This window comes from Nocardia sp. NPDC056952 (assembly GCF_042674185.1).
GTDB lineage: Bacteria > Actinomycetota > Actinomycetes > Mycobacteriales > Mycobacteriaceae > Nocardia.
This window is the reverse complement of sequence record NZ_JBHURA010000005.1, coordinates 64,170-84,291: the sequence shown is the minus strand read 5'-3', so window position 1 is coordinate 84,291 and position 20,122 is coordinate 64,170. Positions and strand designations below refer to the sequence as shown.

General features: G+C 67.1%; 18 protein-coding genes. 10 read left to right on the top strand and 8 right to left on the bottom strand.

Translation table 11 applies throughout. From position 1 onward, the window contains the following. Window positions 1–4: 4 nt before the first annotated feature. Window positions 5–1,285 carry a hypothetical protein gene (locus tag ACFTS5_RS19190; RefSeq protein WP_378632607.1) on the bottom strand — a complete coding sequence of 427 codons (1,281 nt, stop codon included), beginning with the start codon at window positions 1,283–1,285 and terminating at the stop codon, window positions 5–7. Between the two features lie 69 nt (window positions 1,286–1,354). On the opposite strand from ACFTS5_RS19190, the gene ACFTS5_RS19185 reads away from it, so the two are divergent. From ACFTS5_RS19185 to ACFTS5_RS19175, 3 genes are all read left to right on the top strand, one after another. Then, on the top strand, window positions 1,355–2,170 hold the full coding sequence (locus ACFTS5_RS19185; protein WP_378632605.1) for a DUF4352 domain-containing protein: 816 nt from the start codon (window positions 1,355–1,357) through the stop codon (window positions 2,168–2,170). Window positions 2,171–2,280: 110 nt separating this feature from the next. Beyond that, window positions 2,281–2,559, top strand: a complete 279-nt coding sequence (locus ACFTS5_RS19180) for a hypothetical protein (protein ID WP_056813016.1) — start codon at window positions 2,281–2,283, stop codon at window positions 2,557–2,559. Then, the gene (locus ACFTS5_RS19175) at window positions 2,556–2,879 is read left to right on the top strand and encodes a hypothetical protein (RefSeq protein WP_378632602.1); all 324 of its coding nucleotides are present in this window, start codon (window positions 2,556–2,558) and stop codon (window positions 2,877–2,879) included. Before ACFTS5_RS19180 ends, ACFTS5_RS19175 begins: the two co-directional genes overlap by 4 nt. An 85-nt stretch (window positions 2,880–2,964) precedes the next feature. On the opposite strand, the gene secA is transcribed toward ACFTS5_RS19175, so the two are convergent. After that, entirely contained in the window at window positions 2,965–5,763 is a 2,799-nt protein-coding gene (secA, locus tag ACFTS5_RS19170) for a preprotein translocase subunit SecA (protein ID WP_378632600.1), read from the bottom strand. Window positions 5,764–5,990: 227 nt separating this feature from the next. On the opposite strand from secA, the gene ACFTS5_RS19165 reads away from it, so the two are divergent. The 6 genes from ACFTS5_RS19165 to bluB all read left to right on the top strand — a co-directional run bounded on the left by ACFTS5_RS19165 (window position 5,991) and on the right by bluB (window position 12,917). Next, on the top strand, window positions 5,991–7,403 hold the full coding sequence (locus ACFTS5_RS19165; protein WP_378632599.1) for a wax ester/triacylglycerol synthase family O-acyltransferase: 1,413 nt from the start codon (window positions 5,991–5,993) through the stop codon (window positions 7,401–7,403). Window positions 7,404–7,413: 10 nt separating this feature from the next. Next, window positions 7,414–7,959: a DUF6912 family protein gene (locus ACFTS5_RS19160; RefSeq protein ID WP_378633435.1), complete on the top strand. Its 546-nt coding sequence runs from the start codon at window positions 7,414–7,416 to the stop codon at window positions 7,957–7,959. A 100-nt stretch (window positions 7,960–8,059) separates the two neighbouring features. Continuing rightward, window positions 8,060–9,217, top strand: coding sequence for a ferredoxin reductase (locus ACFTS5_RS19155; protein ID WP_378632597.1), 1,158 nt, complete (start codon window positions 8,060–8,062; stop codon window positions 9,215–9,217). 298 nt (window positions 9,218–9,515) lie between these two features. After that, a complete protein-coding gene (locus ACFTS5_RS19150) occupies window positions 9,516–10,919 on the top strand; it encodes a fatty acid desaturase family protein (RefSeq protein WP_378632595.1) in 1,404 nt (467 codons plus the stop codon). Between the two features lie 94 nt (window positions 10,920–11,013). Next, complete coding sequence (locus ACFTS5_RS19145) at window positions 11,014–12,258, top strand: fatty acid desaturase family protein (RefSeq protein ID WP_378632593.1); 1,245 nt, start codon at window positions 11,014–11,016, stop codon at window positions 12,256–12,258. Between the two features lie 14 nt (window positions 12,259–12,272). After that, on the top strand, window positions 12,273–12,917 hold the full coding sequence (gene bluB / locus ACFTS5_RS19140) for a 5,6-dimethylbenzimidazole synthase (RefSeq protein WP_378632591.1): 645 nt from the start codon (window positions 12,273–12,275) through the stop codon (window positions 12,915–12,917). 47 nt (window positions 12,918–12,964) lie between these two features. Here the strand turns inward: bluB and hpf are convergent, their stop codons facing one another. The 6 genes from hpf to ACFTS5_RS19110 all read right to left on the bottom strand — a co-directional run bounded on the left by hpf (window position 12,965) and on the right by ACFTS5_RS19110 (window position 19,698). Next, window positions 12,965–13,594: a ribosome hibernation-promoting factor, HPF/YfiA family gene (gene hpf, locus ACFTS5_RS19135; protein ID WP_378633433.1), complete on the bottom strand. Its 630-nt coding sequence runs from the start codon at window positions 13,592–13,594 to the stop codon at window positions 12,965–12,967. A 255-nt stretch (window positions 13,595–13,849) separates the two neighbouring features. After that, window positions 13,850–14,494, bottom strand: coding sequence for a ComF family protein (locus tag ACFTS5_RS19130; RefSeq protein WP_378632589.1), 645 nt, complete (start codon window positions 14,492–14,494; stop codon window positions 13,850–13,852). A gap of 33 nt (window positions 14,495–14,527) precedes the next feature. Continuing rightward, the gene (gene lpqB, locus ACFTS5_RS19125) at window positions 14,528–16,345 is read right to left on the bottom strand and encodes an MtrAB system accessory lipoprotein LpqB (protein WP_378632586.1); all 1,818 of its coding nucleotides are present in this window, start codon (window positions 16,343–16,345) and stop codon (window positions 14,528–14,530) included. Further along, window positions 16,342–18,225 carry an MtrAB system histidine kinase MtrB gene (gene mtrB / locus ACFTS5_RS19120; RefSeq protein ID WP_378633430.1) on the bottom strand — a complete coding sequence of 628 codons (1,884 nt, stop codon included), beginning with the start codon at window positions 18,223–18,225 and terminating at the stop codon, window positions 16,342–16,344. Before mtrB ends, lpqB begins: the two co-directional genes overlap by 4 nt. Before the next feature lie 70 nt (window positions 18,226–18,295). Then, window positions 18,296–18,973 carry an MtrAB system response regulator MtrA gene (gene mtrA, locus ACFTS5_RS19115; protein WP_056813049.1) on the bottom strand — a complete coding sequence of 226 codons (678 nt, stop codon included), beginning with the start codon at window positions 18,971–18,973 and terminating at the stop codon, window positions 18,296–18,298. A 77-nt stretch (window positions 18,974–19,050) separates the two neighbouring features. Further along, entirely contained in the window at window positions 19,051–19,698 is a 648-nt protein-coding gene (locus tag ACFTS5_RS19110; protein WP_378632584.1) for a dTMP kinase, read from the bottom strand. 101 nt (window positions 19,699–19,799) lie between these two features. Here ACFTS5_RS19110 and ACFTS5_RS19105 point away from each other — a divergent pair, with 101 nt between their 5' ends. After that, window positions 19,800–20,000: a hypothetical protein gene (locus ACFTS5_RS19105; protein ID WP_378632582.1), complete on the top strand. Its 201-nt coding sequence runs from the start codon at window positions 19,800–19,802 to the stop codon at window positions 19,998–20,000. Window positions 20,001–20,122 lie beyond the last annotated feature (122 nt).

The following is a 20,122-nucleotide window of genomic DNA, read 5'->3' as shown; positions in this document are numbered from 1 at the left end:
CGGCTCAGCGGGTCACCGAGCGGAGCGTGCGGTCGGCGAGGGTTTCGATGGTCGCCCGGGGGAGCATGGTGTCGACGTAACAGAAGGTGATCGACATCGTGGTGCCGAGAGTGGCTACCGCGACCGTCAGCGCACTGGCGCAGGAGTTCGTTCCGGCGACCGTCAGCGCCGTGATGTCCAGCGGCTCAGGAGTTTCGGGCGGTGACAGCCTGCCCAGGTTGCTGAGCGTGACATTCCACGGGGCTCGGCGGTCGATGAGTTCGATGGTGCGCCTGCCGGATTCGAGGGAACGGGGGCAGCCGTAGCGAATCGCGGCAAGGGCGGTGAGATCGTTGTTCTTCGCCAGCCGCCGGCGCAGTTGGGTTTTCGCCGCGCGAGCCGCCTCCCAGAGGGAATGGGCAGGGCCGTAGGGGACGAAAGTGGGGACCACCGCGGTGAACATGCCGGGCTCGTCGTCGGCCGGGGGCGGGTTCAAGCGGGACCGGACGTCGACCGGAATGCCGATGCCCGCGACGCCGGAGGGCCGGAGGGCAAGTTCACCGAGGGCGCCGGCCAGGGCGGCGGTCAGCGCGGCGTTGATCGTGACGTCGTGCTCGTGGCAGCGGGTGCGCAGCTCGGTGAGGGTGTCGCCCTCGATGGTGCGGATCACGGTGCGGGTGCGGCGGATCGGGAGTGGTGGCGGGGTGCCGGGCAGGCTGGTCGGGCGGCGGGCCATCGCGGTGAGCTGGCCGGTGAGGTTGGTGCGCAGGCAGCGTAGGAGGCGGGTGTACGCGGGCGGGATGAGATCGTCGGGGGCCGGGATCGGCGAGCGAGAGCCGGCGGGGACGGGAGATCCGAAGGCGTAAGCGAGGATTCGCCAACCCAGCGACGTCATCGAACGGCCGTCGAGCACCACGTGGGACAACACGAGGATCAGGTCGTGTCGTTCCTCGCAAGTGCCTGGGCGCCACACCAAATCGATGAGGCGCCCCGGTGCCGTCGCGAGGTCGACGGGCTCGGCCAGCTGTTCGTCGAAGACCGTGCGCCACTCGTCGGGGTCGTCGACTATGCGGTGCAGGACCGGTAGATGCGGGTCGGCGGACGGGGCGAAACGCGGGCCGTCGACAACCGTTGTCCGCAGCAGCGGAAATTCCGCGACCAGCGCGTCAGCGGCCTCTTCCAACCGGTAAGCGCCGATCGGGCCGCGCACCCGCAATCGGACCACACAATTCGCCGGCGACAACTGATCGACGAGCCAGAACCACCGCTCCGACGCCGACAGCGGCCGCGCGACCTCGTTGCCCATCGCTCGAGCGTACGGCGTGGGGCGAGCCCTCTCGTGCACCGGTGACCGAGAGGGAACTCGTCGGCATCCGTGCCCTCAAACCGGCTCGAGGTCCGCGCAACCCCTATATCTGGTGTTCAGAACCGAGCGATCCACCGAATGCCGACGACCGCCGGAGCGGCGCTGTCAGAATTCGGCTGGAATCCGCCGAACGAATTCCGCATGGTGGACGACCGCCGAATCGGGAGGACGAGCTTGTCGAATCCGCAGGAACCGCCCCAGGGACAACCGAATTTTGGCAACCAGCCGCCGTACGGCGGTCAGCCGTACGGCGGTCAGCCGTACGGCGGCGGGCAACCGTATCCGCCACAGCCACCCGCGAAGAAGAGCAAAGTGTGGTTGTGGGTCCTGCTCGGCGTGCTCGCGTTGATCCTGGTGGTGTGCGGCGGGTGCGTCGCCGTCTTCAACAAGGCGGGCGACGAGATGAACGAAAGCAGCGCCAAAGCCTCCTCGGCCGCGCCTGCCGGTTCCGAGGTTCGCGACGGCAAATTCGCCTTTGTAGTCACCGAGGTGGATCCGCCGGTGACAACCGTGGGGGACAACCAGTTCAGCCAGAAGACCGCGCAGGGCGAATACATCCTCGTCCGCGTCGACGTCACCAATATCGGCAGCGAGGCTCAGTCCTATTTCGGCGACAATCAGAAGCTGATCGACACTGCCGGCAAGGAATACGCCAACGACACCATGGCCGAGTTCGCGGTCAACCCGGACTTGACCGGACAGATCAATCCAGGCAACAAGAAGTCCGTGGTCATCGCCTTCGACGTGCCGACCGGCACCCAACCGGCGGCAATAGTGTTCCACGATTCAGCCTTCTCCAACGGGGTGCGCGTCGCGCTGAAATAGCCCACTCGAGATAGTCGATCGCCCCTACCCCGCCGTGTACCGGCGCGGGTAGGGGCGATCTCGCGTTGCCTGCCCTTCCACCAGCCGTACTACATGCGTATTATGGACTTATGGGTTTCGAGTGGCCTGATTGGGCGATCGCTCACCTGATCGGCATCGAACCCAGCGAGGTTCGGCAGGTCCTCGCAGCGTCACGACGGTGGCCACGCCCGGCCTTCGACGGCCAGGTGACCGTCCTGACGGTGTGGGGGCGCACCACAGCCGGCCGCCCGTTGATCGTGGTGATGCGACAACGGGAGGACTGGACGTGGGTGATCATCGGCGCACGCACGATGCGCGCCGAGGAACTGGCGCAATTCGAGCAGTGGGAAAGTGAGACCCGATCATGAGCGAGCCAGGACTTCCGTCCAGCAAAGAAGAACTCGCCGACTTCATGGATCGGCTGAGTTTCTCCGACGAGCCCACCGATGCCCCACCACGTCTTCCCGTCAACGAAGACATCATGGTGACCACGTCGATCCGGCTCCCCCTCGGCCTGCACAGCCGCCTGAAATCCCTCGCCGACGAACGTCGGGTAGGGGTCTCCACCCTTCTGCGCGAATGGGCCGAAGCAGCCGTCGCCGACATCGACGACGAAGACCAGATGATCTCCCTCGCCGAAGCCAAACGCGCCCTCTCCCGAGTCCACCCCATCCACCGGGCGAGCTGACGCGCGGACCGACCGGTAGACGCGAAGACGACTGAAGCCCCCGCCGAAAGCGGGGGCTTCAGTCGTCTAGATCAGCTGGCTCACCTCAGCGGCGGCGCTTGCCCTTCGAGTCGGTCCGGGCGGCTTCGCGGCGTTCGCGGCGGGTGCCGGACTGCGGCTGGCCGCCGTATTCCTGTGCGTCGGAATGGGATTCGGCGTGGCCGTCCTCGGCGGGGCCCGAGTAGTTCATGGCTCGGGGAGCCTGGTCGCTGATTCCCTTGGCACGCAGAGCAGGCGGGGCCTGGTTCGCCGCGGGGGTGTCCTGCGGTCGGGCACCGACCGGGGAGCGCAGCCCCTTGTCGACCGAGACGCCTTCGGGCTGGGGCTGCTGGACCTCCACCTGGAGATTGAAGAGGAAGCCGACGGACTCCTCCTTCAGGCCTTCCAGCATGGCGGCGAACATGTCGAAGCCCTCGCGCTGGTACTCGACCAGCGGATCACGCTGGGCCATGGCGCGCAGGCCGATGCCCTCCTTGAGGTAATCCATCTCGTAGAGGTGTTCGCGCCACTTGCGGTCGAGGACCGAGAGCAGAACCTGACGTTCCAGGTTGCGCATGGCGCCTTCGCCCGCGAGGCCGTCGATCTCCTGCTCGCGCTTCTCGTAGGCGTTGTGCGCGTCTTCGAGGAGCGCTTCGCGGAGCTCGTCGCGGGTGAGTTCGCCCGCGTCGCCGGTGGCGGTCTCGCCGGTGAGTTCCTTGTGATCCAGGGTCACCGGGTAGAGCGTCTTGAGGGCGGTCCAGAGCTTGTCCAGATCCCAGTCCTCGACGTAGCCCTCGGCAGTGGCACCGTCGACATAGGCGGTGGTCACGTCGGTGATCATGTTCTGAACCTGACCCTCCATGTCCTCGCCACGCAGGATCTGGTTGCGCTCGCCGTAGATGACGGTGCGCTGCTGGTTCATGACCTCGTCGTACTTCAGAACATTCTTGCGGATCTCGAAGTTCTGCTGCTCGACCTGGGTCTGGGCACTCTTGATGGCCTTGGAGACCATCTTCGCCTCGATCGGCACATCGTCGGGCAGGTTCAGCCGGGTCATGATCGACTCGAGCGCGGCGCCGTTGAAGCGGCGCATCAGCTCGTCGCCCAGCGACAGGTAGAAACGGGACTCGCCCGGGTCGCCCTGACGGCCGGAACGACCACGCAGCTGGTTGTCGATACGACGCGACTCGTGGCGCTCGGTGCCGAGCACGTAGAGACCGCCGGCCTCGCGGACCGTCTCGGCGTCGTCCTCGGTCTGCTTCTTCACCTGTTCGAGCGCGGAGTGCCAGGCGGCCTCGTACTCGTCGGGGGTGTTCACGGGGTCGAGGCCCTGCTTGCGCAGCAGGATGTCGGCGATGATGTCGGCGTTGCCGCCGAGCACGATGTCGGTACCACGACCGGCCATATTGGTGGCCACGGTGACCGCGCCGGGACGACCGGCCTCGGCGATGATCTGGGCTTCCTGCTCGTGGAACTTCGCGTTCAGCACCGAGTGCGCCACACCGCGTTTGGTGAACTGCTTGGACAGGTACTCCGAGCGCTCGACGCTGGTGGTACCGATCAGGACCGGCTGGCCCTTCTCGTGCCGCTCGGTCACGTCGTCGACGACCGCGGCGAACTTGGCCTCTTCCGACTTGTAGATCAGGTCGGCCTGGTCCTTGCGGACCATCGGCTTGTTCGTCGGGATCGGGACCACGCCGAGGTTGTAGATCGAGTGCAGCTCGGCGGCCTCGGTCTCGGCGGTACCGGTCATGCCGGAGAGCCGGTTGTAGAGGCGGAAGTAGTTCTGCAGGGTGATCGTGGCCAGCGTCTGGTTCTCCGGCTGGATCTCGACCTTCTCCTTGGCCTCGATCGCCTGGTGCATGCCCTCGTTGTAGCGGCGGCCCACCAGGATGCGGCCGGTGAACTCGTCGACGATGATCACTTCACCGTCGCGGACGATGTAGTCCTTGTCGCGCTGGTAGAGCTCCTTGGCCTTGATGGCGTTGTTCAGGTAGCTCACCAGCGGTGAGTTCGCGGCCTCGTAGAGGTTGTCGATACCGAGCTGGTCCTCGACGAACTCCACGCCCTGCTCGTGCACGCCGATGGTGCGCTTCTTGATGTCGACTTCGTAGTGGACATCCTTCTTCAGCAGCGGCGCGATGCGCGCGAATTCGGCATACCACTTCGAGGAGGCGTCGGCCGGGCCCGAGATGATCAGCGGGGTGCGGGCCTCGTCGATGAGGATCGAGTCGACCTCGTCGACCACGGCGAAGTTGTGGCCACGCTGGACGAGATCGTCCAGGGAGTGGGTCATGTTGTCGCGCAGGTAGTCGAAGCCGAACTCGTTGTTCGTGCCGTAGGTGATGTCGGCGGCGTAGGCCACCCGACGCTCGGCGGGAGTCATACCGCCCAGGATCACGCCGACCTCGAGACCGAGGAAGCGGTGCACGCGGCCCATCCACTCGGCGTCGCGCTTGGCGAGGTAGTCGTTGACGGTGACCACGTGCACGCCGTCGCCGGAGATGGCGTTCAGGTACGCGGGGAGCACACAGGTGAGGGTCTTGCCCTCACCGGTCTTCATCTCCGAGATATTGCCCAGGTGCAGCGAGGCGCCGCCCATGATCTGGACCTTGTAGTGCTTCTGGTTCAGCACTCGCCACGAAGCCTCACGCGCCACGGCGAAGGCCTCGAGCAGCAGGTCGTCGAGGGTTTCCCCGTCGGCGTAGCGCTGGCGGAACTCGTCGGTCTTGGCACGCAGCTCGTCGTCGGTCAACGCTTCGATCTCGTCGCCGTACGCGATGACCTCATCGGCGAGGTTCGAGAGCCGCTTGACCATGCGACCTTCACCAATCCGTAGCAACCTCGTCAGTGTCAGCGCAGGCACGGGTCTCGTCAGTCCTCTGGTCGGAGTTGTGTTCAACGGCGATGGTAGTCCGCAGACCACCGTACCCGGCGGTGCGGACCCGTGCCCGGCGTACCGGCGCACTCATTACCCCAGGTCACGACGCTCGGCGAGCCTCCTTGCCCGGCACCGCGATTCACCTGCCGTGACGTAGGATGTAGCGCGTGCCCGATCAGCGCCATGCGGCACCGGAAGGAGCTTCGGAGCGCGTGATCACGAGATTGACGCCGCAGGACGCGTCGTTCTATCGGCTCGAGTCGAGCAGTAACCCGATCCACATCGGCTCTCTCGCGATCCTGAACAACTCCTCCCCCGACAGCACGGGCCAGGTACTGGACTACGAACGCCTCGTCGACCTGGTCGAATCCCGGCTGCCGATGGTGCCGCGCTACCGCCGCAAGGTGCGCGAGATCCCGCTCGCGATGGGCAGGCCGGTCTGGGTCGAGGACAGCCGTTTCGACATCAGCTATCACATCCGGCGCTCCGCGCTGCCGAGTCCCGGCAGCGACTGCCAGCTCTACGATCTCGTCGCCCGGCTCGCGTCACGACCCCTGGACCAGGGACGACCGTTGTGGGAGATGTATCTGATCGAGGGCCTCGCCGACGGGCGCGCTGCGGTGTTCACCAAGTCGCACTCGGCGCTCGTCGACGGTGACACCGCCCTGGAGATCGGGCACGTGATCCTCGACAACTCCCCGCTGCCGCGCGAGCTGGCCGACGACTCGTGGCGTGCGCCGCGCGAACCCACCGATGTGGAACTGCTGGCCGGCGCACTCTCGCAACTGGCCGCGCAACCGCGCGAGGCCTACAGCGTGATGCGCGACGCCGGATCGAACGCGTTCGGCGTGGTGCGCGGCACGCGGATGGCGGTGAAGGCCGCGGCCAACGTGGTGCGCGCGGCGACCTCGAGCGCGGCGCCGGACAGCCCGCTCAACGCCCGCACCTCCCGCAGCCGCCGCTTCGACGTGGTACGCACGGATCTGGACGACTACCGCACGATCCGCAGGCATTTCGACTGCTCGATCAACGACGCCGTGCTCGCGGTGGTCACCGGGGCGCTGCGCAACTGGCTGCTCTCGCGCAACGAGGCGCTGGTCGAGTCGACCAATCTGCGCGCGGTGGTGCCGATGTCGGTCTATGTCGACGGCGACAATCAGCTGACCCCGGCCAGCGAGGTGTCCTCGTTCCTCATCGATCTGCCCGTGGGCGAACCGAACCCGACGATGCGGCTCTCACACATCTCGCATGCCACCGAGGCGGCGGGCAGGCAGCGCCGCGGGGTGCGGGCGCGCACACTCGTGCACCTGGCCGGGTTCGCGCCCGCGAGCCTGCACGCGATGAGTGTGCGAGCGGCGAGTACCTTCGCCGACAACAGTTTCAATCTGGTGATCACCAACGCGCCGGGACCACAGACCGCGATGTACATCGGCGGCGCGCGCATGCTGGAGATGTATCCGGTATCGCCGCTGCTGCGCAATCAGACGTTGAGTTTCGGACTCACCTCGTACGACGGTCAGGTCTTCTACGGACTCAACGCCGACCGCGACGCCATGGCCGATATCGATGTCCTCGCGGCATCGGTGCACGAATCGATGGAGGAGTTGCTCGGTGCCTGTCCCTGAGAACGACACGATGCGCGTCTACATCCCGGCGACGATTCCGCTGCTGCGCCAACTCGTCGACGAGCAGCAACTGCTCCCGCTCGGCGCGACCGCGTTCGCCGTGACGCCCGCGCTGCGCGAGGCCTACGCCGCGGGCGACGACGAGGAGCTCGCCGAAGTGGCGATGCAGGAAGCCGCGCGGGCCTCCATGCGGTTGATCGGCGCCGAGCGCGACGGACTCGACGATCTCGACGACGACGCCGAGGGCTCGGCCACCGCCCCGGCTAGCCCGGTGTATCGGCGCGCGGTGATCGCCGCGGATGTAGCGGGGGCGAAACTGCGGCCCGATCTCGACGATGCTGTGGTGAAGCTGTCGGGACCGGTCACCTTCAAACAAATCGCGGCCGTGCATGTGGACCTGGCCGAGGCCGAGCCGCAGGTGGCCAAGGCGGTGGACGTCATCGACGCCGCTGACCTCGGTGATACCGACGCGGAATTCGTCCTCGGTGACGCGGAGGACCACCAGCTTGCCTGGTACGCACCACAAGAACTGCCGTTCCTGCTCGAGCTGTTGTAATTTGCGGTGGGCGACCTCGGGGTTGCCCACTGTTCACAACTGGCGCCGAACCTACGATGCCGTAACCTGGCTGCGAGAGGGCTACCCCACGGTGGACCGGATGCACGACAGGGAGAAATCGCACAGCATGGTCATCGACAAGTTCCGGGAATGGCTCGAAGCACCGGCGGCGCAGGTCGCCGACCGCGGCGGCAAGCTCAATATCTTGCGCGGCGCGGTAGCCCGGGTCACCACTCCCCTGCTGCCCGACGACTATCTGCATCTGGCCAACCCGCTGTGGTCGGCGCGCGAACTTCGCGGGCGCATCGTCGAGGTCCAGAAGGAGACCGCCGACTCGGCGACCCTGGTGATCAAGCCGGGCTGGGGCTTCGATTTCAAGTACCGCCCCGGGCAGTACATCGGCATCGGCATCCTGATCGACGGCCGCTGGAACTGGCGTTCCTACTCGCTGACCTGCCCGCCGGACTGGACCGGGGAGGGCGGTAAGCGGCTCATCTCCATCGCGGTGAAGGCGATGCCGGAAGGCAAGTTGTCCAGCCACCTTGTCAACGGGGTGGCTGCGGGCACCATCGTGCGGCTGGCCGCGCCGCAGGGCGGGTTCGTGCTGCCGGAGCCGCCGCCGGCGAAGGTGCTGTTCCTCACCGCGGGCAGCGGGATCACCCCGGTCATGTCGATGTTGCGCACGATGGACCGGCGCGACGGCGTCAACGATGTGGTGCACGTCCACTCCGCGCCCACCGACGCCGACGTGATGTTCGGCGCCGAACTGCGCGCCCTGCACGACAAGCACCCCAGCTTCGTCTCCCACTTGCAGCTCACCGACGCCCACGGCCTGTTCTCGCTGGCCAGCCTCGACGAGCTCTACCCCGACTGGCGCGAGCGCGAGACCTGGGCGTGCGGACCTGCCCCGATGCTCGACGCGATCGAAACCCACTGGAAGAACGCGGGTGTGGGCGACAAGCTGCACATCGAGCGCTTCGAGGTGGAACGCTCCGCGATCGGCGAGGGCGGCACGGTGACCTTCGGCACCACCGGACGCACCCTCACCGTCGACGGCGCCACCAGCCTGCTCGAAGCCGGTGAGTCCGTCGGCGTGCAGTTGCCCTTCGGCTGCCGGATGGGCATCTGCCAGACCTGTGTGGTGACGCTGTCCGCGGGACACGCCCGCGACCTGCGCAACGGCGACGAACGTCAGCCCGGCGACAAGGTGCAAACCTGCATCTCCGCCGCCGCAGGCGACTGCACGCTGGACATCTAACCGGTTGCCGAACCGCTGAGCGGGTACCCTTGAAGTACGCGTCGGCCATAACCCGTGACCGGCGGCAATCGCTTAGGCCCCTCACTTCGATCAATGCCTGAGGGCGCGACTTAGGATCACTCACAGGCCGAACCGCATCGAGGCGACAACCCTAGGCGCGCAGCGCCCGGTTTTCGGCGCCTCGATTCCGGACTCGCCGAAGAGTGCGACCGAGGAGCGCCCTCGACGAGGCAAGATCGAGGTTCCCAGGCCGAGAACCCGCGGCATCAGCTGCTGATAAACAACAGGAGGACCCCCGGTGGCCATCACCGATATTCAGGCCTTCGCCCATCTGACGGCGGCCGACATCGAGACACTGGGGAAAGAACTCGATTCGATCCGCCGTTCGGTGGAGACCTCCCGTGGCGAACGCGACGCTCGCTACATCCGCCGCACCATCGCCGCCCAGCGAGCTCTCGAGGTCGCCGGGCGCGCGGTGCTGTTCGGCAGCCGCAATCGCTGGGCGTGGCTGGGCGGCACCGCGATGCTCTCGGTCGCCAAGATCATCGAGAACATGGAGCTGGGCCACAATGTGAGCCACGGCCAATGGGATTGGATGAACGATCCCGAGATCCACTCCACCACCTGGGAGTGGGACATGACCGGCACCTCGGCGCAGTGGCGCCGGGCGCACAACTATTCGCACCACACCTACACCAACGTGCTCGGCAAGGACGAGGACCTCGGCTTCGGCATTCTGCGGATGACCCGCGACGAGGCGTGGCGTCCGGTGCACCTGGTCCAGCCCGCCGCCAATCTGCTGCTGGCCGCGACCTTCGAGTGGGGTATCGCGCTGCACGATCTCGGCATCGAGAAGGAGCTGGCCGGAGTCGAGAGCGGCACGATGACCTCGCCCCCCGATATCGAGTTCTATCGCAAGGCGGGCCGCCAGGTCGCCAAGGATTTCGTGATCTATCCGGCGCTGACCGGCCCGGCCTGGAAGTCGACGCTCAAGGCCAACGCCACCGCCAACCTCGTCCGCAATCTCTGGTCCTACGCCGTGATCTTCTGCGGCCACTTCCCCGACGGCGCGCAGAAGTTCACCGCCGAGCAGCTCGACGGGGAAACCCAGGGCGAGTGGTACCTGCGCCAGATGCTGGGCAGCGCCAACTTCAAGGCCGGCCCCGTGATGGCGTTCATGAGCGGCAACCTCTGCTACCAGATCGAGCATCACCTGTTCCCCGACCTGCCGAGCAATCGGTACTCGGAGGTGGCGGTCCGGGTGCGCGAACTGTGCGACAAGTACGACCTGCCCTACACCACCGGATCGCTGGGCAAGCAGTACCTGCTGGCCTTCCGCACCATCCACAAGCTGGCGCTGCCGGATCGCTTCCTCAAGCGCACCGCCGACGATGCGCCCGAGACGTCGTCGGAGCGCAAGTTCGCCGGCATCTCGCTGCCCGACAGCCTGCGGGTCGATCCCGAGACCGGCAAGCGTTTCGGTCTGCGCTCGGCGCTGCACGATGCCAAGGTCTCGCTCGAGATCAAGGCGCGGCACGAGAAGGAAGTACTGCGCGAGGCCAAGACCGCGCTGAAGGCGCGAGCACGGCAGGAGAAGCTGGCGCTGCGCGAGGCCAAGCGGGCACTGGGCGAACGCGCCGTGCGCGAACGGGGTGTGCTGCGCGACAAGGCAGCTCGGCGCATGGCTCGCCATTCCCGATAACATTTTCATCTCGATCGCGCAATAGGACTTATCACACATTTCGTCCCGAAAATCGCCAACCTACGCTCTCGTAACTTACGGTACTGTAGCCGCCATGGCGATCTCGGATGTCAAGGAATACGCGCACCTCACCGCAGCGGATGTCGAAGCTCTAGGCGCGGAGTTCGATGCGATCCGCCGGGAGATCGAATCCTCTCGCGGCGCGGCCGACGCGCGCTATATCCGCAACGTCATCCGGCTACAGCGCGCGCTCGAGATCAGCGGCCGCACGGTCCTGTTCGCCAGCTTCCTGCCCCCGGCCTGGTTGGCCGGTGTCGCCCTGCTCGGCTCCGCCAAGATCATCGAGAACATGGAGATCGGGCACAACGTCATGCACGGGCAGTGGGACTGGATGAACGATCCGGAAGTCCACTCCACCTCGTGGGAATGGGACAACGCGGGCCCGTCGGCGCACTGGAAGATCACCCACAACTTCCTGCACCACAAGTACACCAACGTGCTCGGCATGGACGACGACATCGGCTACGGCCTGCTTCGCGTCACCCGTGACCAGCGCTGGATGCCGTTCTACCTGGGCAACCCCATCTACAACTTCCTGCTGCAGGCGCTGTTCGAGTACGGCGTCGCGATCCAGCACCTCGAGCTGGGCAAGGTCGCCAAGAAGAAGTGGGCCAAGGACTCACCCGAGTGGAAGCAGTTCGAGGCCGACCGCACCCTGGTCCTGAAGAAGATCGGTAAGCAGGCCGCCAAGGACTACCTGGTCTTCCCGCTGCTCACCGGCCCCTCGTTCGTCACCACGCTCACCGCCAACATCGCCGCCAACGTGATGCGCAATGTGTGGACCAACGCGATCATCTTCTGCGGTCACTTCCCCGACGGCGCCGAGAAGTTCACCAAGGCCGACATCGAGAACGAGACCAAGGGCGAGTGGTACCTGCGCCAGATGCTGGGCAGCGCCAACATCAGCGGCGGACCGCTGCTGCACTTCATGAGCGGCAACCTCAGCCACCAGATCGAGCACCACCTGTTCCCCGACCTGCCGAGCAACCGCTACGCCGCCATCGCGGTGCGGGTACGCGAGCTGGCCGAGAAGTACGACCTGCCCTACACCACCGGTTCGCTGCCGGTGCAGTACTTCAAGTCGTGGCGCACCATCCTCAAGCTGTCGCTGCCGAACAAGTACCTGCGCCACACCACCGACGACGCGCCGGAGACCAAGTCCGAACGCCTGTTCGCCGGCAACACCACCCCCTCGATCGACCCGGTGACCGGGCGTCGCCAGGGACTGCGCACCGCACTGGCCGCCGGGCGCAAGCTGGCCCGCCGGACCATGGCCTGACCGGCTGCGGTTGTATGGTCGGCGTGAGTGCCGATCAGCTGAGCGTCTACGACGCGATCCGTTTGCGTCGTGACGTGCGCGCCGAATACACCGGCGAGCTCGTCGACGACGACACCCTCCTGCGGATCCTCGACGCCGCGCATCGCGCGCCCAGCGTCGGGAACTCACAACCGTGGGACTTCGTGGTGGTTCGTCAGGCCGAGACCCTGCGCCGTTTCGCCGACCATGTGGCGGACAAGCGGGTCGAGTTCGGTGCGTCGCTGCCCGCCGAGCGCGCGATGACCTTCGCGCCGATCAAGATCGACGGAATCGTCGAGAGCGGTACGGGTGTGGTTGTCACGCACGATGATTCGCGTGGCGGCCCACAGGTGCTCGGGCGGGCGAGTGTGCCGGAGACCGGCGTGTACTCCACCGTGCTGGCGATCCAGAACCTGTGGCTCGCGGCGACCGCCGAGCAGGTGGGGGTGGGCTGGGTGTCGTTCTACGATCCGGAATTCCTGCGCGAACTCGTCGGCCTGCCCACCGGGATCAAGCCGGTGGCCTGGCTGTGCGTAGGCCCGGTCGACGCGTTCCAGCAGGTACCGGACCTGGAACGTTTCGGGTGGCGGTCCGGCCGATCGCTGACCGAGGCCGTACATCACGAGACCTTCGGCGGCTGAACAAGATCCGGACATCCGCACGGCGGATGCCCGGATCGGTCAGGGTCCTAGGCCAGCTTGATCAGGCCGTAGTCGAAGGCGTGTCTGCGGTAGACCACCGATGGACGGTCGGTCTCCTTGTCATGGAAGAGGAAGAAGTCGTGACCGACCAATTCCATCTGATAGAGGGCGTCGTCCACCGACATCGGTGTCGCGGTGTGCACCTTGGTGCGCACGATGTGGCCGGGGCCCGTCTCGTCGACTGCCTCGTCGTGGTCGTGGGCAGCGGAACCGTCCGGCGGGGTGAACAGCGACTCGTCGACCAATGTGGCAGTGGCCTGCGCGACCGAGACCGGCGTCTTGTCGCCGTAGTGCACGACGCGCCGCTTGTCCTTGGCCCGGCGCAGTCTGCTCTCGATCTTCTGGGTGGCCGATTCGAGCGCGGCATAGAAACTGTCGGCGCACGCCTCGGCGCGCACGATCGGTCCACGGCCACGCGCGGTGATCTCCACACGCTGACAGGCCTTGCGTTGACGACGGTTGCGTTCGTGGAACAGTTCCACATCGAAGAGGAAGATCGACGGGTCGAAGCGCTCTAACCGAGACAGCTTCTCCGCGACGTAGATTCGATAGTGGTCAGGGATTTCGACGTTGCGACCGGAGACCACCACTTCGGCGTTCGGGGTCTCGAAGTCGATCGTCTCGGTGGCACCGTTCTGGAGTGCCGTGGGTTCAGCATCTTGCACTGATGCCCGTGAAGAAGTCGTCACGCGTACCTCCCGGATATGGCCGCACAACTACAAGCGTAGGGCGGCGGGATTGAGCTGTGCCGATCGGGAATCGCCCGGCACCTGTATCCGCGGCACCACCTCCCAAACTTGTGGTTCGGTGTGTGCTCGCGACGCTAGTCCGCCATCGGCAAGTCCGCCACTGTTCACGCGAACTTTCATCAGTCAAGCCGCGCAGGTCACCAAAACCGCGCGGGGAACTATGCCGATCCGGTTGAGAACACGTGTCGATTCACAGGATGTCGCACCGGTTGTCAGCACGTCGTCTACCAGCACTACCTGGGCTTTCGCGCTGATCGCGACCCATTCGCCCGGATCGGCGACAGTCATGATCTTGCCGCGCACATTGTGGGAACGCTCATCCGTCGTCAAGCCCACCGAATCCCGGACACCGCGTCCCATCCGCAGCAGCGGCACACTCCGGCAATCGATCAGCCACCGTGCCGCGACCTCGGCCGAGCGGGCCACCGGGTCACCACCGCGGCGCCGCGCCGCCGCGGTTCTGGTCGGCGCGGGCACGAGCAACAGCGGGCGATCGGGGGCACGCAAGCGGGCGAGCGCGTGGGCGAGCGCCAGCCCGAGTGGGGCGGCGAGGTCGCGCCGGTTCTGTTCCTTGGCTGCCAGCACCGCCCGCTTACCCACACCGGCGTAGGGGCCCAGCGCCCAGCACGGAACCCCGGGATCAGCGCGCGGGCGCACCCGGACGGGATCGCGGCCGAGTTCGGCCGCGCACTCGGCGCACCAGCTCACGCCCACCGCACCGCAGCCACCGCACCGGTCGGGCAGGATCAGATCCAGCAGGGCTCTCATAGCGGAGAAGCATGACAGCGGGCACCGACATGATCAGCTCGGCAAGACCGGCACAACCCGTTCTCCGGTCAATCCGGGTACCTCACGCCAGAAACGGTCGTTGCGGGTCGGATCGGCGGTCTGGAGCTGCAGGACGGCCCGGGAATCGGCCACGTACTGCGTGGCCGGGGCCGCCGTCACCACCCGCACCGGCGGAGTGAGGTTCTGCGAGGTCACCGCACTGAACTGCGAACCGTCGATGGAGACGGTGAAGACCGGGTCGACATTGCCCTCGCGGGCCACCATGATCGTGTCGCCGGTGACCCAGCTCAGCGACACCGCGCGCGAGCTCAGGCCGAGCGCGAGCGGCAGCGGCGAGGTGAGCGCGTACTTGCCGTCGGGGCGGCGCTGGACCACCGCCACATAGACCTTGCCGTCGGCGATCAGCGCCGCGCGCACTCCGGTGCGCGAGATCACCACTTCGCTGATCGGCGGACGTGGAGCGCCCGCGCCTTCGAACAGGGCCGTGATGTCGACGTCCTCGGTGGAGACATTGCCGGTGGCCCGATCGGTGACCGCCCGGATGACCCGGTCACCGTCGATCACGGTCCAGGCGGCGCCGCCGTCACTGGTCCAGGACGGACGGGCGATGCCGGCACCCTCGGCGACCGCGAACGCCTTGGCTCCGTAGTTGCCGATGAGCAGGGTGCGGGCGGCTTCCGGCAGCGGTTTGCCGGAGTCGGCGACCGCGGCGACGAACTGGCCGTCGGCCGAGATGCCGACGGACTGCAGGTTGGTCGCCTCGCCGAAGGAACCGCTCGGGGTGACGATCCCGTCCGGGGTGACCTGCACCAGGGTGCCGTTGCGCAGGGCGTGCAGGCCGATCCGGTTCTGGCCGGGCGCCGAGGCGCTGTACTGGTCGACATCGGCGACCGACCAGCCGTTGGCCGCGTACCGGTCGTCGAGCGGTTTACCGTCGGCGAGCAGCACGTACGGTCCGAGGATGTCGGCGCCGGCCAGGGTGAGCACCACCTGCGCGGCGAGCAGTTCGCGGTCGCGCTGGGCGAGTCCGCCGAGCCCGGCGAAGTCGATGCGCACTCCCCCGATGCCGACACCGACGTCACCCGGTTCGTTGTTGGCCTTGGTGATCGGACCGCGCAGCGAGACCGGCTGCGCCAGCTGGTTGCGCACCACCGGGGCGATCGTGGACTGCGGGCCTTCGGCGAGCATGCCGATCAATCGCTCGGTGAGCTGGGCGCGCGGCACCGAGATCCAGCGCGGATCCGGGACCAGGAGCGAGTTGCCCGGGTCGATGTAGTGCAGGACGTAGCGGTGGTAGGACTTGACGAACGCGTCGTTGCCCATCACGACGCCCGGTGGCAGCTCGGTGATCCGCCACTCGCCGTCGATCTTGCTCATCTCGATCTTGTTCTCGAGGGTGCCCTCGGTGGCCCGGTAGCCGCCGTCGCGGGCGAGCTCACCGACCTTGCGGGCGCGCAGCACATAGCTGGCCTTGTCGCCCGACCGCGACTCGCGCAGGGTGTCGGGGCGATCGTCGACGATGGTGGTGCTCGCCTCGTCGTTCCAGCTACCCGCCGTCTCGGGCGCCATGTACTGGCGGGCCGCGGCGTGCCGGTTGGTGGGGTCGGCGCTGGCGGTGAGGAAGTCGCCCAGCAGCAGGTCGGGGTCGCGGCCGGAGGTCGGCGGGGTCGGGCCCTCCGAGGTGGGCGCGCGGTCGATCGTGCCGAGTGCCTGCGGTGCGGAGGACTCCGGCAGGCTGGCGCACCCGGTGAGCACCATCAGACCGGCCAGAACCGCCGCGACCAGTGCGGCGCCGTGCCGATCCCGACGATCACCACGCGCACTAGTCATGACTTCCTGTCTCTGGTCTCGGTGGGCATCGACTCGTCGCGGTCGGCGTCGGCGGGGGCCGCGTTGCGGCCGTTGGTCGCCGAATGCGCGCCTGCCGTGGGCGGTTCGACACCGGAATCGTCGGCCGCGGGGTCGTCTTGCGGTTCGGCTGCCGTCTCGACAACCGTCAGTTCGGCAACAGTCGAGTCGGATCCAGCCGACTCGGCGCCGGTCGGCTCCGCGCCGATGGTCTCTGATCCCGTCGCCTCGCCCGCGGTCGGTCCGGCAGGTTCGGCTTCGATGATCGCCGGCTCGGGTTCGGCTTCCGGCAGCGCGGGGACCTTGCGCAGCATCGGTTCCAGGGCGAGCGGGCTCTGGCCGAGTTTGCGGCCGCGCACCATCGGGAGCAGCAGCCGGAAGCTCGCGCCGACACCGGGATCGCCCCAGGCCTCGAGCCTGCCCTCGTGCAGATTCGCGTCCTCGACGCTGATCGACAAGCCGAGCCCGGTGCCGCCCGAGCGCCGCACCCGCGAAGGGTCGGAGCGCCAGAACCGGTTGAACACCAGCTTTTCCTCGCCCGGCCGCAGCCCGACGCCCTGATCGCGCACCACTGTCGCGACGGCGTTGGCCTCGGCGTCGCCGCGCATGCGGATCAGCACCGGCTTGCCCTCGGAGTGGTCGATCGCGTTGGCGAGCAGGTTGCGCAGCACGCGCTCGACGCGGCGCGGGTCGACTTCGGCGATCACCGGTTCCTCCGGCAGATCGATCACCACCTCGATCTCGGCGTCGCGAGCCAGGTGGCGGACCGTGGAGATCGCGGCACGCGCGCACATCCGCACATCCAGCGATTCGACCTGTAGTTCGGCCACGCCCGCGTCGTGGCGGGAGATTTCGAGCAGGTCGTTGAGCAGGCCCTCGAACCGGTCGAGCTCGTTCACGAGCAGTTCGGAGCTGCGCGCGAGGGCGGGATCGAGATCGTCGCTGGAGCCGTGGATGAGATCGGCCGCCATCCGCACCGTGGTGAGCGGGGTGCGCAGTTCGTGGCTGACATCGGAAGTGAATCGGCGCTGCAGATTGCCGAATTCCTCGAGCTGGGTGATCTGGTTCGACAGGCTCTCGGCCATCTCGTTGAACGCCTGCGCGAGCCGGGCCATGTCGTCCTCGCCGCGCACCAGCATGCGTTCTTTGAGCCGGCCGTCGGCGAATCGGCCCGCGATCCGCGCCGCCGACCGGATCGGCAGCACCACCTGCCTGGTCACCAGCGCGGTGATCGCGGCGAGCAGCACCAGCAGCACCACGCCACCGATGAGCATCGTGCCGCGCATCAGCGACAGGCTCGATTCCTCGCTGGCCAGCGGGAAGATCAGGTAGATCTCCAGGGTCGCGACCTCGGCGCTCGGGCTGCCGATGACCAGCGCGCGCCCGCGATAGCCGTCGGGGTCGGCGACGGTGGTGAACTGGTAGGAGACCTGATTGCGCTGGACGAATCGGCGCAGCTCCTGCGGCACCTCGGTGAGCGGTCCGGCCGCGATCTCGTGTGGCGGAGTGCCGCCGACCATCGCCAGGGCCGAGTCGAAACTGCCCGCGGCGCCGCTGGACTGCCCGGTGCCACCACGGCTGGACAGCGCGGCACGCGCGTCGGCGAGTTGCTGATCCTGGCTGTTACCGGACGGAACGCCGGAAAGCTTGTTCTCGATCGTGCTGCGGGCACGATCCATCTCCTCGACAGCCGCGTTGATCTTGGCTTCGAGGAGCCGGTCGGTGATCTGACCGGTGAGCACGACCCCGAGGATCGTGATCACGATGAGCGACAGGGTCAACGTCGAGACGATGACTCGCAGCTGCAGCGATCGGCGCCACAGGTGGCCGAGTGCTGTCCCGACGGCCTGGAACCAGGCCATGATCGGGCTCGCCCATCGCCGCAGCTGCGCCACTGGACCAGTGGTCACAGCGGCGCCCCGCAGTGACCGATCACGGCGGTCCGGCCTTGTAACCGACGCCGCGCACGGTGAGCACGATCTCCGGGTTCTCCGGATCCTTCTCGACCTTGGCGCGCAGTCGCTGCACGTGCACGTTCACCAGACGGGTGTCGGCGGCGTGCCGGTAGCCCCACACCTGTTCGAGGAGCACCTCGCGGGTGAACACCTGACGCGGCTTGCGCGCGAGCGCGACCAGCAGGTCGAACTCCAGTGGGGTGAGCGAGATCTGCCCGGGGCCGCGGGTCACCTTGTGCGCGGGCACGTCGATGACGATATCGGCGATCGAGAGCAGCTCGGCGGGCTCGTCCTCGGTGCGGCGCAAACGCGCTCGCACGCGGGCGACGAGCTCCTTGGGCTTGAAGGGTTTGACGATGTAGTCGTCGGCACCGGACTCCAGGCCGAGGACCACATCGACCGTATCGGTCTTGGCGGTGAGCATGACGATCGGAACGCCGGAATCTGCCCGCAGCACCCGGCATACATCGATGCCGTTCATGCCGGGCAGCATCAGGTCGAGCAGTACCAGGTCGGGGCGGATCTCCCGCACCGCTGACAGGGCCTGTGTGCCGTCGCCCACCACATGCGGGTCGAACCCTTCCCCGCGCAAGACGATGGTCAGCATCTCAGCGAGTGCCATATCGTCGTCGACGACCAGAATCTTGGGCTTCATAGTCCTATGTTGTCATCTCCATGGCCAGGATCGGGCCGCCACGCCATTAATGGTGTGAACCCGTCGCGTATCCAACCTTATCCGGAAAAGATTTCCGAGCAGAGGGTGAGTAACGCAGGCCTATCGTCATCGGATCGGTATGTCCACCACCGGCCGAACCAGTCGCGGTCGGCGAGTTCACGATAGACCTCGCCGGTGCGTCGTTGCAGACCGCCATCCCGTTCGTAGGCATCGAGGGCGCGCGCGTCGTCGAGTTCGCCTCGGCGCCGGGCGCGTTCGGCCGCCACCTCGGTGGGCACGTCGAGCAGAACGGTGAGAGCCGGCGGCGGCAGTTCGAGCCTGCCGAACTCCAGATCGCCCACCCACGAAACGATTTCGCCGTCGGCGTCCTGGTGCGCCCGCGCGGCCGAGTAGGCGGCGTTGGACGCCACCCACCGGTCCAGGATCACGATGTCGTTGCCGCCCAACAGGTCCGACAGCTCCGCGCGCGCCGCCGCCCGGTCGAGCGCGAACATGATCGCCATGCCGTTGATCGAGCCGGCCAGGTCGCCGTTGCCCCCGCGCAGCGCTTCGGCCGCCAGATCGGCGTGGATCGAATGCCCGTACTGGGGAAAGGCCAGACTGTCCGCGCGGAGCCCCTTGGCGGACAATTCGGCGATCAATCCATCGATCAGCGTGCGTTTGCCCGCCCCGTCGAGCCCTTCCACCGCGATCAATACACCCATGCGGTGAGATTACCGCGCTCGCGCGCGTTGCCCTCACACCTCACCGTCACCCCAGAATTGCGGTCTGGTCGGCACCCGCTCGGGCGAACGAGGATCCCCCCATGAAAACGATCGTCCGCACCACCGCCGCCACGCTTGCCATCACCGCCGCCTTTGCCTGTGGCACCGCGTCCGCGCAGACAGCCACCCCGACCGCCGCTCCCGACGCGGGGTCGTCGGCGGCTTTCAACTCGGTGATGTGCGCGCTGCTCGGGATCAGCAGCGAGCACAACATCTTCTGCACCGGCCTGATCATCGGCTAGCCGAGACCGAACATGCCGGTGGCCCCGGGCCCCCCAGGTGCGCCGGGCCCCCCTTTGAGAAAACAGAATAGGGAGATGGACGGGGTGTTAGGGGGCGACCCAAACAACATGGTGTAAAAGGG

Coding starts and splice junctions, on each gene's coding strand:
- ACFTS5_RS19190 (WP_378632607.1), bottom strand. CDS start 1,285: ATGGGCAACGAGGTCGCGCGGCCGCTGTCGGCGTCGGAGCGGTGGTTC.
- ACFTS5_RS19180 (WP_056813016.1), top strand. CDS start 2,281: ATGGGTTTCGAGTGGCCTGATTGGGCGATCGCTCACCTGATCGGCATC.
- ACFTS5_RS19175 (WP_378632602.1), top strand. CDS start 2,556: ATGAGCGAGCCAGGACTTCCGTCCAGCAAAGAAGAACTCGCCGACTTC.
- ACFTS5_RS19160 (WP_378633435.1), top strand. CDS start 7,414: ATGCGCGTCTACATCCCGGCGACGATTCCGCTGCTGCGCCAACTCGTC.
- ACFTS5_RS19155 (WP_378632597.1), top strand. CDS start 8,060: ATGCACGACAGGGAGAAATCGCACAGCATGGTCATCGACAAGTTCCGG.
- ACFTS5_RS19145 (WP_378632593.1), top strand. CDS start 11,014: ATGGCGATCTCGGATGTCAAGGAATACGCGCACCTCACCGCAGCGGAT.
- bluB (WP_378632591.1), top strand. CDS start 12,273: ATGGTCGGCGTGAGTGCCGATCAGCTGAGCGTCTACGACGCGATCCGT.
- ACFTS5_RS19130 (WP_378632589.1), bottom strand. CDS start 14,494: ATGAGAGCCCTGCTGGATCTGATCCTGCCCGACCGGTGCGGTGGCTGC.
- lpqB (WP_378632586.1), bottom strand. CDS start 16,345: ATGACTAGTGCGCGTGGTGATCGTCGGGATCGGCACGGCGCCGCACTG.
- mtrB (WP_378633430.1), bottom strand. CDS start 18,225: ATGGCCTGGTTCCAGGCCGTCGGGACAGCACTCGGCCACCTGTGGCGC.
- mtrA (WP_056813049.1), bottom strand. CDS start 18,973: ATGAAGCCCAAGATTCTGGTCGTCGACGACGATATGGCACTCGCTGAG.
- ACFTS5_RS19110 (WP_378632584.1), bottom strand. CDS start 19,698: ATGGGTGTATTGATCGCGGTGGAAGGGCTCGACGGGGCGGGCAAACGC.
- ACFTS5_RS19105 (WP_378632582.1), top strand. CDS start 19,800: ATGAAAACGATCGTCCGCACCACCGCCGCCACGCTTGCCATCACCGCC.